This is a genomic window from Empedobacter sp. UBA7494 (genome assembly GCF_002478465.1).
Lineage (GTDB): Bacteria > Bacteroidota > Bacteroidia > Flavobacteriales > Weeksellaceae > Empedobacter > Empedobacter falsenii_B.
In genome coordinates, this window is sequence record NZ_DLOC01000055.1 from 1 (window position 1) to 15,013 (window position 15,013).

13 protein-coding genes are annotated in these 15,013 nt (G+C 30.5%); 9 read left to right on the forward strand and 4 right to left on the reverse strand.

The genetic code is table 11. From position 1 onward, the window contains the following. The first annotated feature begins 214 nt into the window (after nucleotides 1-214). Nucleotides 215-1,318 carry an endonuclease gene (locus tag B4E95_RS06750; protein ID WP_291090814.1) on the forward strand — a complete coding sequence of 368 codons (1,104 nt, stop codon included), beginning with the start codon at nucleotides 215-217 and terminating at the stop codon, nucleotides 1,316-1,318. A gap of 386 nt (nucleotides 1,319-1,704) precedes the next feature. On the opposite strand, the gene fsa is transcribed toward B4E95_RS06750, so the two are convergent. Continuing rightward, a complete protein-coding gene (gene fsa, locus B4E95_RS06755) occupies nucleotides 1,705-2,361 on the reverse strand; it encodes a fructose-6-phosphate aldolase (protein ID WP_125349844.1) in 657 nt (218 codons plus the stop codon). An 83-nt stretch (nucleotides 2,362-2,444) separates the two neighbouring features. Continuing rightward, the gene (locus B4E95_RS06760) at nucleotides 2,445-3,197 is read right to left on the reverse strand and encodes an SDR family NAD(P)-dependent oxidoreductase (RefSeq protein ID WP_291061646.1); all 753 of its coding nucleotides are present in this window, start codon (nucleotides 3,195-3,197) and stop codon (nucleotides 2,445-2,447) included. Nucleotides 3,198-3,385: 188 nt separating this feature from the next. Here B4E95_RS06760 and B4E95_RS06765 point away from each other — a divergent pair, with 188 nt between their 5' ends. The 8 genes from B4E95_RS06765 to B4E95_RS06800 all read left to right on the forward strand — a co-directional run bounded on the left by B4E95_RS06765 (nucleotide 3,386) and on the right by B4E95_RS06800 (nucleotide 11,782). Continuing rightward, nucleotides 3,386-4,144: a hypothetical protein gene (locus B4E95_RS06765; protein ID WP_291090816.1), complete on the forward strand. Its 759-nt coding sequence runs from the start codon at nucleotides 3,386-3,388 to the stop codon at nucleotides 4,142-4,144. 7 nt (nucleotides 4,145-4,151) lie between these two features. Continuing rightward, nucleotides 4,152-4,913 (forward strand): hypothetical protein, encoded by a 762-nt coding sequence (locus tag B4E95_RS06770; protein ID WP_291090818.1) that lies wholly within the window; start codon nucleotides 4,152-4,154, stop codon nucleotides 4,911-4,913. A gap of 36 nt (nucleotides 4,914-4,949) precedes the next feature. Continuing rightward, nucleotides 4,950-6,992: a S9 family peptidase gene (locus B4E95_RS06775; RefSeq protein ID WP_291090820.1), complete on the forward strand. Its 2,043-nt coding sequence runs from the start codon at nucleotides 4,950-4,952 to the stop codon at nucleotides 6,990-6,992. Between the two features lie 60 nt (nucleotides 6,993-7,052). Further along, nucleotides 7,053-8,054 carry a hypothetical protein gene (locus tag B4E95_RS06780; RefSeq protein WP_291090822.1) on the forward strand — a complete coding sequence of 334 codons (1,002 nt, stop codon included), beginning with the start codon at nucleotides 7,053-7,055 and terminating at the stop codon, nucleotides 8,052-8,054. 71 nt (nucleotides 8,055-8,125) lie between these two features. Then, on the forward strand, nucleotides 8,126-8,407 hold the full coding sequence (locus tag B4E95_RS06785; protein ID WP_135836558.1) for a hypothetical protein: 282 nt from the start codon (nucleotides 8,126-8,128) through the stop codon (nucleotides 8,405-8,407). Between the two features lie 148 nt (nucleotides 8,408-8,555). Continuing rightward, nucleotides 8,556-10,418: a RecQ family ATP-dependent DNA helicase gene (locus tag B4E95_RS06790; protein ID WP_291090824.1), complete on the forward strand. Its 1,863-nt coding sequence runs from the start codon at nucleotides 8,556-8,558 to the stop codon at nucleotides 10,416-10,418. Between the two features lie 2 nt (nucleotides 10,419-10,420). Then, nucleotides 10,421-11,362 (forward strand): methionyl-tRNA formyltransferase, encoded by a 942-nt coding sequence (gene fmt / locus B4E95_RS06795; RefSeq protein ID WP_291090826.1) that lies wholly within the window; start codon nucleotides 10,421-10,423, stop codon nucleotides 11,360-11,362. A gap of 132 nt (nucleotides 11,363-11,494) precedes the next feature. Beyond that, nucleotides 11,495-11,782 carry an HU family DNA-binding protein gene (locus tag B4E95_RS06800; protein ID WP_019975917.1) on the forward strand — a complete coding sequence of 96 codons (288 nt, stop codon included), beginning with the start codon at nucleotides 11,495-11,497 and terminating at the stop codon, nucleotides 11,780-11,782. A 125-nt stretch (nucleotides 11,783-11,907) separates the two neighbouring features. Here the strand turns inward: B4E95_RS06800 and B4E95_RS06805 are convergent, their stop codons facing one another. Together B4E95_RS06805 and B4E95_RS06810 are read right to left on the reverse strand one after the other, a co-directional pair. Continuing rightward, nucleotides 11,908-13,290: an MFS transporter gene (locus tag B4E95_RS06805; RefSeq protein WP_291061634.1), complete on the reverse strand. Its 1,383-nt coding sequence runs from the start codon at nucleotides 13,288-13,290 to the stop codon at nucleotides 11,908-11,910. A 15-nt stretch (nucleotides 13,291-13,305) separates the two neighbouring features. Continuing rightward, on the reverse strand, nucleotides 13,306-14,631 hold the full coding sequence (locus B4E95_RS06810; protein WP_291090828.1) for a DcaP family trimeric outer membrane transporter: 1,326 nt from the start codon (nucleotides 14,629-14,631) through the stop codon (nucleotides 13,306-13,308). Nucleotides 14,632-15,013 lie beyond the last annotated feature (382 nt).

Here is a 15,013-nt window from a genome sequence, read left to right on the forward strand (position 1 = left end):
ATTTGTAACCTTTTCAAGATAAAATATATGAAACAGATTTCTACAATTTTGTTATATAATAAAAAGCTTCCACTTATTGAACAACTAAATTTAAATAATTTCAATTTAAAAATTTTGAAAAACGCTTATATATTCAATAAATAATTATTAAATAATATAATGAGAAAATTAAGATATTTTTCGTATCTTAATTCTCTTTTTAAATTCATACTATATGAAAAAAATAATTTTACACCTTAGTATTATTTTAGTAGGTTCTAACCTATTGGCTCAAGCACCCGCTAATTATTACAACAATGCAACTGGTAGCGGTTTCGTATTAAAAACTCAGCTGTATAATATAATAAAAGGTCATACAACAAAAAGTTATGATGCTTTAAAAGGGTTATATAGACAAACAGATTCTGATAATGGATTTCAAGATAAGTATTATGAAAAAGATAATACCATTTTAGACATTTATTCTGAAATTGCTACAACTAAAGATCCATATAATTTTACACCTGGTCAAAAAGAATGTGGAAATTATAAGAATGAAGGAGATTGTTACAATAGAGAGCACTTAATCCCTCAGAGTGTTTTTAGTAAAAATTCGCCTATGGTTTCAGATCCTTTACATATATGGCCAACAGATGGTAAAGTAAATGGTATGAGAAGTAACTATCCTCATGGTGTTGTTGGTAATGCAACATACACATCACTAAATGGCTCTAAATTAGGAAGTAACTTAAATTCAGGATACTCTGCAGGATATTCTGGAACAGTTTTCGAGCCAATTGATGAGTTCAAAGGGGATATCGCTCGTGCTTATTTTTATTTTGCTACACGCTATCAAGAAAATGGTATTCAAAGTTGGACTTATGCTATGTTTAATAAAACAAAAGATAAAGTTTTTACAGATACATTCTTGAAAATATTAATGACTTGGCACTTAAATGATCCTGTTTCTGATCGTGAAAAAGATATTAATAATTTAGTATACAGATACCAAGGAAATAGAAACCCATTTATTGATCATCCAGAATATGCAGAAAAAATTTGGGGTTCGAATTTAGGAACTGGAGATTTCGAATATCAAAAGCGTGATGATGTTTCAGTTTACAATGTAACAAATCGTTCGATTAAAGTTAAACTTGAAAATAATTCGAAATCAATTCAGAAAGTTTCTGTTTTTAATTTCAACGGACAATTAATTAATGAAGTTCCAAATTCATCAAATCAAAAAGAAGTTGAAGTTAATTTCAAAACTCCAGGTGTTTATATCATCAAAGTTGTTGGAAAACAAATGGAAATCAACAAAAGAGTTGTTATAAAATAATCATTTATCAACCATCATAAAAAAATCCTTCGCTCATACAAGTGAAGGATTTTTTATTCTAGTAAATGGAAAAAATTATTAGTCATTATTGATATCTTTCTTGAAAAATGTGCTTCCGTAAAGAAACATAATTAATAAAAAAGGAATACCAAGTGTGACTGATAATAAAATAAATGTTTTTAACATACTAATAAGAAATGTTTTAGTTTCTAATACTTTTATCAATTTACAATTAATAGTTTTATATTATTCATAATAAAATATCTTTTTTTATTTATTAACACTATTTTTATCAACTTGATAATTAAAAGCTTTTCATTAATATAAATTCATAAAAAAAGTCGCTTAATTTTAAGCGACTCATATATAGAAAATTCTATTTCAATTTATTGGTTTCCCTTTGCATAATCAGCTAAGAATTGTGCTAATCCAGAATCTGTTAGAGGGTGTTTTAACAATCCTAAGATTGATGATAAAGGCCCTGTCATAACATCAGCACCAATTTTTGCACAGTTTACAATATGCATTGTATTACGAACTGAAGCTGCTAAAATTTGAGTTTCATACAAATAGTTATCATAAACCAAACGAATTTCTTCGATTAAGTTTAAACCATCTGTCGAAATATCATCTAAACGTCCGATAAATGGAGAAACGTAAGTTGCACCAGCTTTTGCAGCTAATAATGCTTGTCCTACAGAGAAAACTAAAGTCACGTTTGTTCTAATTCCTTTTGTAGAAAAGTATTTACACGCTTTTACACCATCTTTCGTCATAGGAATTTTAACTACGATTTGAGGATTTAAAGCTGCTAAAGCTTCTCCTTCTTTTACCATTCCTTCGAAATCAGTAGAAATTACCTCAGCAGAAACATCTCCGTCAACTAATTCGCAAATTGCTTTATAGTGATTCAAAATATTTTCTTGACCTGTAATTCCTTCTTTTGCCATTAAAGATGGATTTGTTGTTACACCATCTAAAACTCCTAAATCTTGGGCTTCTTTAATGTCAGCTAAGTTAGCTGTATCGATAAAAAATTTCATTGTTTGTTTGTATTTCGTTCAGGCAAAATTAAGGATTAAATTATAGAAAACCATTTAATCTTAAAGATTCGCTCAAAAATATTTTAAACTGCTGTATATCCACCATCAACAAGGTAATAACCGCCTGTCATAAAAGATGCTTTGTCCGAACTTAAGAATAAAACTAATTCTGCAACTTCTTCTGGCTGCCCCAAACGACCCATTGGATGTTTTGTAACAAGCAATTCTAAATGATCTGGACTCAAATTATTCGATAATAAAGGCGTCATAATATAACCTGGCCCAACTGCATTACATCGTATATTTTTTGGTCCATATTCTGCACCAATATTCTTCGTCAAACCTACAACTCCATGCTTTGCAGAAGTATAAGCCGAACTCATTGGCGCAGCGACATTACCATGAATAGAAGCCATATTAACAATAGAACCTCCTCCATTCTTTTCCATTGCTTGTAATTGATATTTACATCCGTAAAAAACACCATTAAAATTAATATCTATTACTTTTTTCCAACCATCTAGTGGATAATTTTCAGTCAACTCAGCAGGACCTCCAATTCCAGCATTGTTACAAGCTATATCAAGTTTTCCATAAACTTCAAGCGTTTTATTTACTAATGCTTCATTATCTTCTGGCGAAGAAGTATTCGCTTTAAAAAATATCGCTTCTCCTCCATTCTTTTTGATAATTTCTACTACTTCATTTCCACCTTCTTCATTAATATCTGAAACCACAACTTTCGCACCCTCTTTGGCATATAATTCAGCAACAGCTTTCCCAATTCCAGAGCTAGCTCCAGTTACAATCGCAACTTTATCTTTTAAACTTGACATAATTTTATGATTTTAATTTAAATAAAGTTAATCATTTATAATCAGATCTATAAATCATTTCTTTAAAATAATATTATTTGAAATGATTCAATTTTATTAACTATTTTGAAATGAAAAATTCAGCATAACAAATACATTTAGGTTAAAACAATTCTATTTTATTATATTTGATACAAATAACTTTTTAAATGAAAAATTTAATAGCTGCTATACTTTTATGTAGTTTTTCTACGATAAATGCACAAGAAACAAGTGATTATAAGTACATCAATATTCCTGAAAAATTTTCTAGTTTTGATAAAGATGAATATCAATTAAATAATCGATTAAGATATATTTTGACGCAGAAAAAATACGAAGTTTTACCTTCTGATAAATCTGCTTGGCCACAAGAAGTTGTGCAAAATCCTTGTTTAGCATTGAATGCTGATATTTTAAAAGTTAAAAGTTTTCTGAATAATAAATTAGAGATAAGTTTTACGGATTGTTCTAATAAAAGTATTCAAAAATTTGAAGGTACTTCTAAGATTAAAGAATATGACAAAGGTTACCAAGAAGCAATAAAATTAGCTTTAAATCCTTTGAAATCTCAAAATGCGAAAGCTTCTGTTCCAATGGTGAAATTAGAAAAAGCCCAAACAGAAACAACAGCTGCATATATGCCCGAACCAAAAGGAACTCATGTTACAGCTACTAATTTGTTGACAGATGGAACAATTATTTATCAAAAAATAGAACTGCAAAATGGTGGTTTTATGTTGATGTCCGAAAACGGAAATCAAGTTGTTGCAAAATTTGAACCGACCCTAAAAAATGGAATTTACAGAGTAATTGTTACTAAAGGAAATTTGAATTATTTTTCAGTAGGTTACATTAGTGGAAATACAATTTCGTACGAGGTTTCTGAAAATAATAGTTGGAAAGAAGTTAAATTATCGGCTAAATAATCTTGCTATGAAAATTATATTATCAAGTTTATTTCTTATTGCTTTATCGTCATTACAAGCACAAAATGTAGCTGATTATAAATATGTTATAGTTCCTCAACTCTTTAAAGATTTCGTAAAAGAAGATTATCAATTGAATACAGGATTGAAAACTGCTTTGAGAAAAAAAGAATATGAAGTAATAAATGAAAATTCTTTTCCGTTAGATGTGCAAATCAATCCTTGTTTAGCGACAAAAGCAAATATTGAAAATACTTCTGTTGCTTTTAAAAATAAATTAAAAGTAACGTTTACAGACTGTAATAATAATGTGATTTCAACTTATGAAGGTTCTTCAAAAGAAAAAGATTTTACAAAAGGTTATCAAGAAGCCTTAACATTTGCTATGAATCAGGTTGGAAAACAAAATGCGAAAGATTTACCTGTAACTAAAACAGAAAATACAACCACTACAACCGTTAAAGAAACAACGAATAAAGTCGTTACGCAAGTGTCAAATAAAACTGTAGAAAACAAAAACGTTTACAAATCGAACGGAAAAAATTACACGACAGCAAGTACAAATAACAACGAATTTGTATTAATCGACCAAGAAAATTCAAAAGTTATTGCACAATTTTATCCAGCTACTCAACAAAATGTTTTCCATGTAACAGTGATTTCTCAAAACGGAAATTATCAAACAATTGGTTATTTAAATGGAAATAATATCATCATCGAATATAAAACAGGTGATAAATCTTGGTCAACTACAACTTATTCAAAGTAAGTTTTTATAGTACATTTGCACCTTAAATTTTAGAAAATGCAAGCACCTATTGCGAAAAAAATAGAACAAAAATTAGAAAAACACGGAGATATCCGCATCGATAATTATTATTGGTTGAATGATCGTGAAAACTCTGAAGTTATCGATTATTTGAACCAAGAAAACGAATATACAAAAGCTATTCTACAACCAACAGAAGCTTTACAAGCCAAGCTTTTTGAGGAAATGAAAGCACGAATCAAAGAAGATGATTCGTCTGTTCCTTACAAATTGAATGGTTATTGGTATTTGACAGAATATCAAAAAGGGAAAGAATATCCAATTCATAAACGTCGTAAAGATAGTTTAGAGAATCCAGATGAAATTCTTTTTGATGTCAACACAATGGCAGAAGGTCATTCGTATTATCAATTGGGCGGAATTTCGATGGCGCCAAATAATCAATTGGTTTCCTTTGGAGTTGATAATGTTTCGCGAAGAATTTATACGATTCAGATCAAAGATTTAACAACTGGAGAAATTCTTTCTGATAAAATAGAAAACACAACTGGAGGTTCTGTTTGGGCGGCTGATAATCAGACTTTATTTTATACAATAAAAGATGAAACATTGCGAGCTTATCAAATTTGGAAACACAAATTAGGGACAAAACAAGAAGATGATGTCTTAGTTTTTGAAGAAGTAGATGATACGTTTAATGCGTTTGTTTACAAATCAAAATCTAGAGATTACATCATTATTGGATCTTCAAGTACTGTTTCTGACGAGTTTAGATATATTCCTTCTAATCAACCAGATGCTGAGTTTAAAATCTTTCAAAAAAGAGAACGTGATTTAGAATATTCAATCGAACATTTTGGTGATTCATTTTATATTCAAACCAATAAAGATGATGCGTTTAACTTCAAATTAATGAAAACTTCTGTCGAAAAAACAGAACAAGAAAATTGGATTGATGTGATTCCTCATCGTGAAGAAACATTGATTGAAGGTTTCGAAATTTTCAAGAATTATTTGGTTATCGAAGAGCGCACAAATGGTTTATTGCAGATGAATATTAAAGCGTGGGATAATTCAACTGATTATTATTTGCCATTTAACGAAGAAACCTATACAGCAAATGTTGGCACAAATCCAGATTTTGATACTGACATTTTACGTTACGGATATACATCATTGACAACTCCTTCTTCTGTAATTGATTTTAACATGAATGATAAAACATTCGAAATCAAAAAAGAACAAGTTGTTATAGGTGATTTTGATAAAGAGAATTATATTTCTGAACGTATTTGGGCAGAAGCGCGTGATGGAGAAATGGTTCCAATCTCATTGGTTCGTCGAAAAGATACGCCTCTTTCTGCCGAAACTCCTCTTCTACTTTACGCTTATGGTTCATATGGTTACACGATCGAGCCTTATTTTAGTTCGGTTCGATTAAGTCTTTTGGACAGAGGCTTTATCTATGCAATTGCGCATATTCGTGGTGGTCAATATCTTGGTCGCGAATGGTATGAAGACGGAAAAATGTTAGAAAAGAAAAATACATTCTTTGATTACATTGATTGTGCAAAATATTTAATCCAAAAAGGTTACACTTCTACTCCACACTTATACGGGATGGGAGGTTCTGCTGGTGGATTATTGATGGGAGCAGTTATCAACTACGAGCCAACTTTATTCATCGGAATCGTAGCCCAAGTTCCTTTTGTAGATGTTGTAACAACAATGTTAGATGATACAATTCCTTTAACAACAGGAGAATACGACGAGTGGGGGAATCCTAACAAAGAAGAATATTATTTTTATATGAAAGAATATTCGCCTTATGATAATGTCGAAGCTAAAAATTATCCAAACCTTTATGTTTCTACAGGTTTACACGATTCTCAAGTACAATATTGGGAACCTGCAAAATGGGTCGCGAAATTAAGAGATTTAAAAACAGATAATAATATTCTACTTCTAGACACAAATATGGATACAGGACACGGTGGTGCTTCTGGTCGATTTGAGTCGTTAAAAGAAGATGCTAAAGAAAATGCTTTCTTATTTATGTTAGAAGGGATAACAGAATAAACCAAATACTAAAAGTCAACAAATTTGTTGACTTTTAGTATTTTTAACCAAATCTACTCTATGACTTTTATTTTCTTGATGTTTGGATTAGCAATTGCAGGATTTCAAACACTCGTTCTCAAAGAAATTTGGCAAATAAATCTTCGTCCAAAATGGATTTTATTTCTTATAACTCCTCTATTAATAACTATTACAGATTATTTTTACGATGATCAAATCACAGCTTTTGTATTTTTTGGAGCAATAGCATCTATATTTTTTATTGCAGTTTCTGGTATAATTTTTCATAATTCCACAAATTTTTATGAAGAATCGCGCAGTTTCAGACATCAAAAAAATTATAATGAAGTTTTACAAGATTATAATCAACCTTTTTACCTGAATCCTGTTTTGGGAATTGTATATCAGCTCTATGTCGTTGCTATGATTGGAATTTATATTTTTGTACCAAATGAAGTTTATAAATCTGATTTAAATTATAAATTGATTGAACAAGATTTAGTTTTACAACTATTATCACTTTTTATATTTACTGGATTTTCCATTATTATTTTGTTGTACAATTATTTAGACGGAAACAAAAATTATATTCCTTCCATTTTCACCGGAAAAAGATTAGTTGCAACACCAAAAGAAAGCAGAATTAATAAGGCAATTACGATAAGTATTACGCTAATTTCATTCATAATTTTCTCTAAATTTTGTTACGATAAAGGAATTTATTCCAACTTAAAATCAATCTTTCAATCATTTGATTCATCATCATTTCTATCGATAAACACAGGAATTATTGCATTTATCATTTTCAATTCTATTATTTTGATAATTAATCCATCACAAGTTGCAAAACGAAATATGATTCGCATTACAACGCTTATTCAATCTGCTTTTTTCAGTATTTTTTTATCAGCCGCAATTGCAATTCCTTTTATTATTTTGCAAGATAGATTGGCTTACTTCAATATGAGTTCGGAAATTCTTTTATTTTTAGGATTTAATATTGTTTTATTAGTGAACGAAATTTCACTTTTTGTAAAATACAGAAAAGGTATAATCGATTAATTCTTCTAATAAATCGCTGATTTTACCTAAATTTACAACAAAGCTTTGTAATTTCTAGAAACTGTTTTAAAATGAAATTTAAACTTACACCGATTTTAATTGTATTGAGTATTTTAGAACTCTTCCTTTTATTTATGTCTATAAACTATCTTTTTATTGATAATAATGGTGGAAATGCCTTGGGTGGAACAATCGCTTTTTTTGGATTAATTATTTTCTTTTTTATTTTATTAATTGAACAACTTATTATAATAAGTATAAAAATTCCGATAAAATTTATTTGGATCATAGAATCTATAGTCTTATTGATTTCAATTATTTATGTTTATTATAATGGGATATCTATCGGATAATATAAAAAATGATAAATTCATTGATTAAGTAATTAAACTAAAATCACCCCATTATTTTTCCTATAAAAGCATAAAATTAACTAATGAAGTTTTAAGTTTAAACATAAAATCACAGATTTTACCTAAATTTACAACAAAGCTTTGTAATTTGACACCAAAAGAAATTCTTTTTAAGTATTGGAATTATCCTTCTTTCAAAACGCCGCAAGAGGAAATCATCGCAAGTGTTTTGGAAGGGAAAGATACGTTGGCAATTTTGCCGACTGGTGGAGGAAAATCTATCTGTTATCAAGTTCCTGCGATTATTTTTGATGGATTAACATTGGTCATTTCGCCGCTTATTGCGTTGATGAAAGATCAAGTTCAGAATTTACAATCCAAAGGAATTTTGACGGCATATATTACCAATGAAATTGACCAAAATACGATTGGAAAAATTTTGGACGATTGTCAAAACAATAAAATCAAATTATTATATGTTTCGCCAGAGCGTTTGCAAAGTAGAATTTTTGTCGAGCGATTGAAACAAATCAATATTAGTTTGCTAGCTGTTGACGAAGCACATTGCGTTTCTGAATGGGGACATGATTTTCGACCTGCATATCATCGAATTTCAAGATTAAAAACTATTCTTCCTAAAGTTCCAATCTTAGCTTTGACTGCAACAGCGACAGAGAAAATTCAGCAAGAAATTGTTGAAAAATTAGAATTAGATAATCCCGAAGTTTTCAAATCTTCTTTAAAAAGAGAAAACCTTTCGTATAATGTTTTTCTTTCTGCTGACAAGAAAAATGATTTGATTTATTATTTAAAAAAATATCCTGGTTCGAGTATTATTTTTGTTCGAAATCGAAAATTAACCTACGAGATTGCAAGTTTTTTAAGTCAAAATGGATTTGATGCCGATTTTTTTCACGCCAAATTAACCAAAGACGAAAAAGAGCAAAAGCAGCAAGATTGGATGTTGAGTAATTCGCGAATTATGGTTTCGACAAATGCGTTTGGAATGGGAATAGACAAACCAAATGTTCGTACCGTTTTTCATATCGATTTACCTCAAGGAATAGAAGCGTATTACCAAGAAGTTGGGCGCGCTGGACGAGATGAACAGGAATCACATGGAATTTATTTATACAATCCTGATGATCGAATTCAAGCAGAAAATATTTTCAAAGCGAATTTACCTTCGCAACAAGATTTTATCAAAATTGGGAATTGTTTATTTAGTCAATTGCAATTAGCGGAAAGCGAATTAACGGAAATGAATTATCAGTTAGATATTTCAAAATTTGCCGAAAAATTTGGTTTAAATCTTAAAATGGTTCTTCAATTTTTAGATTTTTTAAATACTAAAGAAATCATTCAACAAAAAAATTATTCACAAAATAGTAGCATTCAAATTTTGGCGTCACCACATTCAATTAATTTGAATGAAAACCGAATTTTTGATTATTTACAACGTCATTACCCTGGAATTTATACTTACAACAGAGAAATTTCGGAAAGTAAAATGGCGTTCGAATTGCACATGAGTATTGGCGACATTAGAAATAGCTTACACGAATATGCAAAAAATGGTTCTATTGATTATTCGGATCGATTTTTAGCGCGATTTAGATTTCTTGTTCCGCGCGATTCTAATGCGTTTAAAAATAAATTGTGGAAAGATTTCGAAGCAATTCAAGTGAATAATTGGAAACGTTTGCAAGCAATGGCTTATTATGCCGAACAAAATACTATTTGTAGAGAACGTTTGTTATTTGGCTATTTTAATCAAAAATCTGATCAAAATTGTGGTAAATGTGATGTTTGTCAATCCAAAAAACAAAATGAAAGCTTTAATTCTTCTGATTTAATTGAATATTTGAAAGAAGGTACAAAAACGCAAGCCGAAATCCTTTCAAAATTCATAAATTCGCCAAAAGATAAAATCGTCGAAGAATTGCAATATTTGATAGACGAAATGCGAGTTCAGCCAATTGGATTCGATTCTTATAAACTAATAGAATAAAAATGCGAGTAGTCTTTATGGGTACGCCCGAATTTGCGGCGACATCTTTGAATGAAATCAATACAAATAGTCATCACGAAATAGTTGGAGTTGTTACTGTTCCAGATAAACCGTCTGGTAGAGGACAAAAAATGAATATTTCTGATGTCAAAAAATATGCAGTTGAACATAATTTGCCTTTGGCACAACCAGAAAAATTACGCGACGAAGCTTTTATCGAAACATTAAAAAGCTGGAATGCTGATGTTTTTGTTGTTGTAGCTTTTCGTATGTTGCCACAAGTTGTTTGGTCAATTCCGTCGAAAGGAACATTCAATTTACACGGTTCACTTCTTCCTCAGTATCGCGGAGCTGCACCAATTAATTGGGCTGTAATGAATGGCGATCAAGAAACTGGAGTAACAACTTTCTTAATTGATGAAAAAATTGATACTGGAAATATCTTAATTTCTGATAAAGTACAAATTGGAGAAAATGATAATGTTGGTAAAATTCATGACGAATTGATGCATATAGGTGCGAAATTAGTCGTGAAAACGTTGGATGGTTTAGAAAATGATTCATTAAAACCTCATCCGCAAGATGAAACAACAAAATTAAAACATGCTCCAAAAATCTTTAAGGAAGATTGTAAAATAGATTGGAACGATTCAATCAATACTATTCACAATAAGATTAGAGGACTTTCTCCTTATCCATGTGCGTGGACAACTTTTGGAACTGGCGAAAATTATAAATCGTTAAAAATATATGCAGGTCTAAAAACGGATATTGTTGTTGAAGGAGAAGATTATCAATTAATTTTACAAAAAAATAACCTTTATATCAATCTACCTCAAGGAGTTTACGAAATTTTAGAACTTCAACCGGAAGGAAAGCGTCGTATGACAGCCAAAGATTTCATCAATGGACATCAAAACGAGGATACCTTATTCGTAAAATAAGTACTTATTTACTGATTTTTGACACAGATTTCATAAAATTTTGCATTTTTCTTGAAATTTTTTGCGTTGAAACTTGCACAAATAAAGGGAAAGAGTATATTTGTGTATAAATTAATTTAAAAAGTTACAACTATGAACAAATCAGAACTTATCGATGCGATTGCAGCTGACGCTGGAATTTCTAAAGAAGCTGCTAAAAAAGCCTTAAACTCATTTACAGAAAATGTAACTAAAGCTTTAGCAAAAGGAGACAAAGTTGCTTTAGTAGGATTCGGTACTTTCTCAACTTCTGAGAGAGCTGCAAGAACAGGTATCAACCCACAAACTAAAAAAGAAATTAAAATTGCTGCTAAAACAGTAGCTAAATTTAAAGCTGGATCTGAATTATCAGGAGCAGTTGATACAAAAAAGAAAAAATAATATTTCTGATACAATAAAAAAATCCATTCGTTTGAGTGGATTTTTTTTGCATTGAAATTTAATTCCTCTAAAAAAATCCTCCAAGAATTGCTTGAAGGATTTTTACATTTTGTCTATTATTGATTTTAATTATCTTCTGTTAAATCTGTTTTGTATGTTTCTGGAATTGTAAAGTAATTCACTAAAATCGCAATAAAGATTAATATCAATGGATAAGCTAATCCGATATAAGGCGACATAGCAGCCGTAACGATAATCGTACTTTTGATTAATTCCGTTACAAAAGTCGTTGCTCCACCAATAAATCCATTTCCCATATTTTGTGCAAATCCCATACTTGTATAACGGATTTTAGTTGGGAAAATTTCTAACATAAATGCGCCAAGTGGTCCGTAAGTTGCTGCTCCTGCAATTGAAGTAATTAAACTTACAATAACAATTCCGAAAACTGCTAAATTCGAAATATCATGAACTTCTTTCAATCCTTCTGGATTTCCTAATTTCATGTACAAGAAAAATGATAATGGAATTAAGATAAAACTACAAATCATTCCGCCTAACATAACTGGTTTACGCCCGATTTTATCGCTTAATGCACCAAACCATTGATAGAAAAATGAACTAAATAATGTAGAACATAAAACAACAATTAAAACTGTTTCGTAAGGTAAATTAACCGCTCTTTGCAAGAAGAAAAGTGTTACGAATAATGTTGTTTGCATAATTGTACTTTGCGCAGCATTTCCTCCAAAAATAGCCTTTAACATTAACTTTACATTTCCTGGAGTTGTAAAAGCATCTTTAATTGGAGTTTTAGATGTTTTTCCTTCTTTTTTTAGTTGTTCAAAAATTGGACTTTCATGTAAACGTTGACGAATAAAGTAACTCAAAATCACTAATATTCCACTAAATAAGAATGGAATTCTCCATCCGAAACTTGCAAAAGCCTCTTCTGATAAAAATGATTGTGTTAAGAAAACAATTGTTAAACATAATAATAATCCAATTGGAACAGTTGCTTGAATAAACCCTGTATAAAATCCTCGTTTCTCTGCTGGAGCATGTTCTGCTACATAAATTACCGCACCTGCATATTCTCCACTAATTGCAAGTCCTTGCATAATGCGGCAAAACAATAATAAAACAGGAGCAAACCAACCTACACTATCAAAAGTTGGAATACAACCAATCAAGAATGTAGCTGCTCCCATCATAATTAAAGAAACTAAGAATGAATATTTTCTACCAATACGATCTCCAATACTTCCAAAAATTAATGAACCAATCGGACGAAACATAAATGATGAAACCACTACTGCAAGTGTTTCTAAGAAATGTGACGAACCATCGTTAGGAAATAATTGTGTTGATAATACACTAGCTAAGATGATTGCCAAGAACATATCGTACCATTCGATTAAGGTTCCGACAGATGATGCTAAAATAATTTGGAAAATATTATCCTTCTTCGCTACTGTTTGCGAAGTATCTAAAGTATTTGTACTCATGTTTTTTGTGTGATATTAGAAGTTAAATAATGTGGTAAGTTGAAATCTATTGTTATTTGCTAAATATTTGTTTTCGGTTCCCGTACCTTTTATCGTCGCATCTGCCCATTGTGCTGTACTACGATCATATTCGAATCTAAATTTTAAGGCTTTGCTTAAGGTAAGATCTAAACGAGGAACTACTTTGTACAAATAATTTACAGTTCGTGTACCTGGAGTTGCCGAAATTGCGCCCCAATTTGTCGTTACACCATAAGATGTTGATGCAATTGCTTCTTCTACAGGATCTTTAACACCATTATTTCTAACATAACCTGCAAATAATCCGAACGAAAATTTTCCTGTTGAGTTTTGTTGCAAATCAATCCACATACTATGTGTATTCATCGGTTTGTATGTTTCAACAGCTATCGGACTTGTTTGATAACCTACAATTCCACCAAGTTGTACAAAAGACGACGCATCTTGCATCAAATATCCAGCAAAAGTTACTTGTAAAGGTTTTGTATTTAACTTTGAATAAGCCATAAACGAAACATTTTCAACTCGTTCATTAGACTTAACAGGTGGATTTCCTGAAGATAATTTTGGCTTCAAGTTTTCATATTGAGCACCAATTCCGGCAGTAAAAACTTGTGATTTATATTGAAATTGAAGATGAGCCGCTGGCATTCCACTATTTCGGAAAGGCTCTGTATTTGGAGTAAAATCTCTTTGAGAATGTAAAGCAGCAATAACTTTAAATTTGTCAGTAAATTTATGCGTTAAACGAACTTGAGGATTACGATTTAAAGCATAAACAGGCGCACCAGTTCCATAATTTGCAACATTTGGCAAAGCTTCTAACACAACGAAAGGATGCCAATATTGTCCAATCCATAATTGCGTTTTCTCCCAATCCAACATCACATATGCGTGACGCAAACGAAACTCGTTGATTCCTCCTTCTGTTGCTCCAAAAAATTCTCCCTCTAAAATACCAGAAGTTTTAGCTCCAAGTAATTCTGGACCTTTCAAATTAACACCAGCTCTCGAAACAATCGATAACATGTGAAATTTAGAAGCTGCATTGATATCAGCACCGTTTACATCCGATAAACGATCTTTTGGATAAAGCGGCACCAAAGCCTCTCCTGCTCCAATCATTTGACGCGTATCCATAAAAATATCATTCCTGATAAATCCATAAAACTGCACATCAACTTTGTCTTTGTTTTCTCTTGGTTGTATTAATTCTACTTTTTCTACAACCACACTATCTGTCGTTTTCTGTTGAGCAGAGACATAGCTATAGCTGCAAAATATAGCTAGACAAGCCAATTTTGTTAAATTTTTACTCATTTTTTTTGTGATAATTTGAACGACTAAAATAATCAAAAGAAAAAAACTAACAAATGTTCGTTAATCATTTTTTAATAATTTTTCAAAGCTTTATTAAATTCATCATATGTTTAAATATTTTTTGAGAAATAGATATTTTGAAATAAGTTTTGGAAAGAAATTTTGAGAATTTGGCAATTTAATTAGTGTACGAAATACACTTTACTAGATTTCTTTAGGGAGTATTTTTTTAAAAAATCGAGAGAAGAATAGTTGTTTCAACAAATGAGGAGAAAGTTAGACTTCTCTCGTAGTTTTAGTTTTAAAAATGTATGCAAATTTATTGATTACAGAATTTTCTTCAGTATAATTAACAATAAGCTTATGTTAAATTATAAAAAAA

Coding starts and splice junctions, on each gene's coding strand:
- B4E95_RS06780 (WP_291090822.1), top strand. CDS start 7,053: ATGACTTTTATTTTCTTGATGTTTGGATTAGCAATTGCAGGATTTCAA.
- fsa (WP_125349844.1), bottom strand. CDS start 2,361: ATGAAATTTTTTATCGATACAGCTAACTTAGCTGACATTAAAGAAGCC.
- fmt (WP_291090826.1), top strand. CDS start 10,421: ATGCGAGTAGTCTTTATGGGTACGCCCGAATTTGCGGCGACATCTTTG.
- B4E95_RS06810 (WP_291090828.1), bottom strand. CDS start 14,631: ATGAGTAAAAATTTAACAAAATTGGCTTGTCTAGCTATATTTTGCAGC.
- B4E95_RS06765 (WP_291090816.1), top strand. CDS start 3,386: ATGAAAAATTTAATAGCTGCTATACTTTTATGTAGTTTTTCTACGATA.
- B4E95_RS06785 (WP_135836558.1), top strand. CDS start 8,126: ATGAAATTTAAACTTACACCGATTTTAATTGTATTGAGTATTTTAGAA.
- B4E95_RS06750 (WP_291090814.1), top strand. CDS start 215: ATGAAAAAAATAATTTTACACCTTAGTATTATTTTAGTAGGTTCTAAC.
- B4E95_RS06775 (WP_291090820.1), top strand. CDS start 4,950: ATGCAAGCACCTATTGCGAAAAAAATAGAACAAAAATTAGAAAAACAC.
- B4E95_RS06800 (WP_019975917.1), top strand. CDS start 11,495: ATGAACAAATCAGAACTTATCGATGCGATTGCAGCTGACGCTGGAATT.
- B4E95_RS06770 (WP_291090818.1), top strand. CDS start 4,152: ATGAAAATTATATTATCAAGTTTATTTCTTATTGCTTTATCGTCATTA.
- B4E95_RS06805 (WP_291061634.1), bottom strand. CDS start 13,290: ATGAGTACAAATACTTTAGATACTTCGCAAACAGTAGCGAAGAAGGAT.
- B4E95_RS06760 (WP_291061646.1), bottom strand. CDS start 3,197: ATGTCAAGTTTAAAAGATAAAGTTGCGATTGTAACTGGAGCTAGCTCT.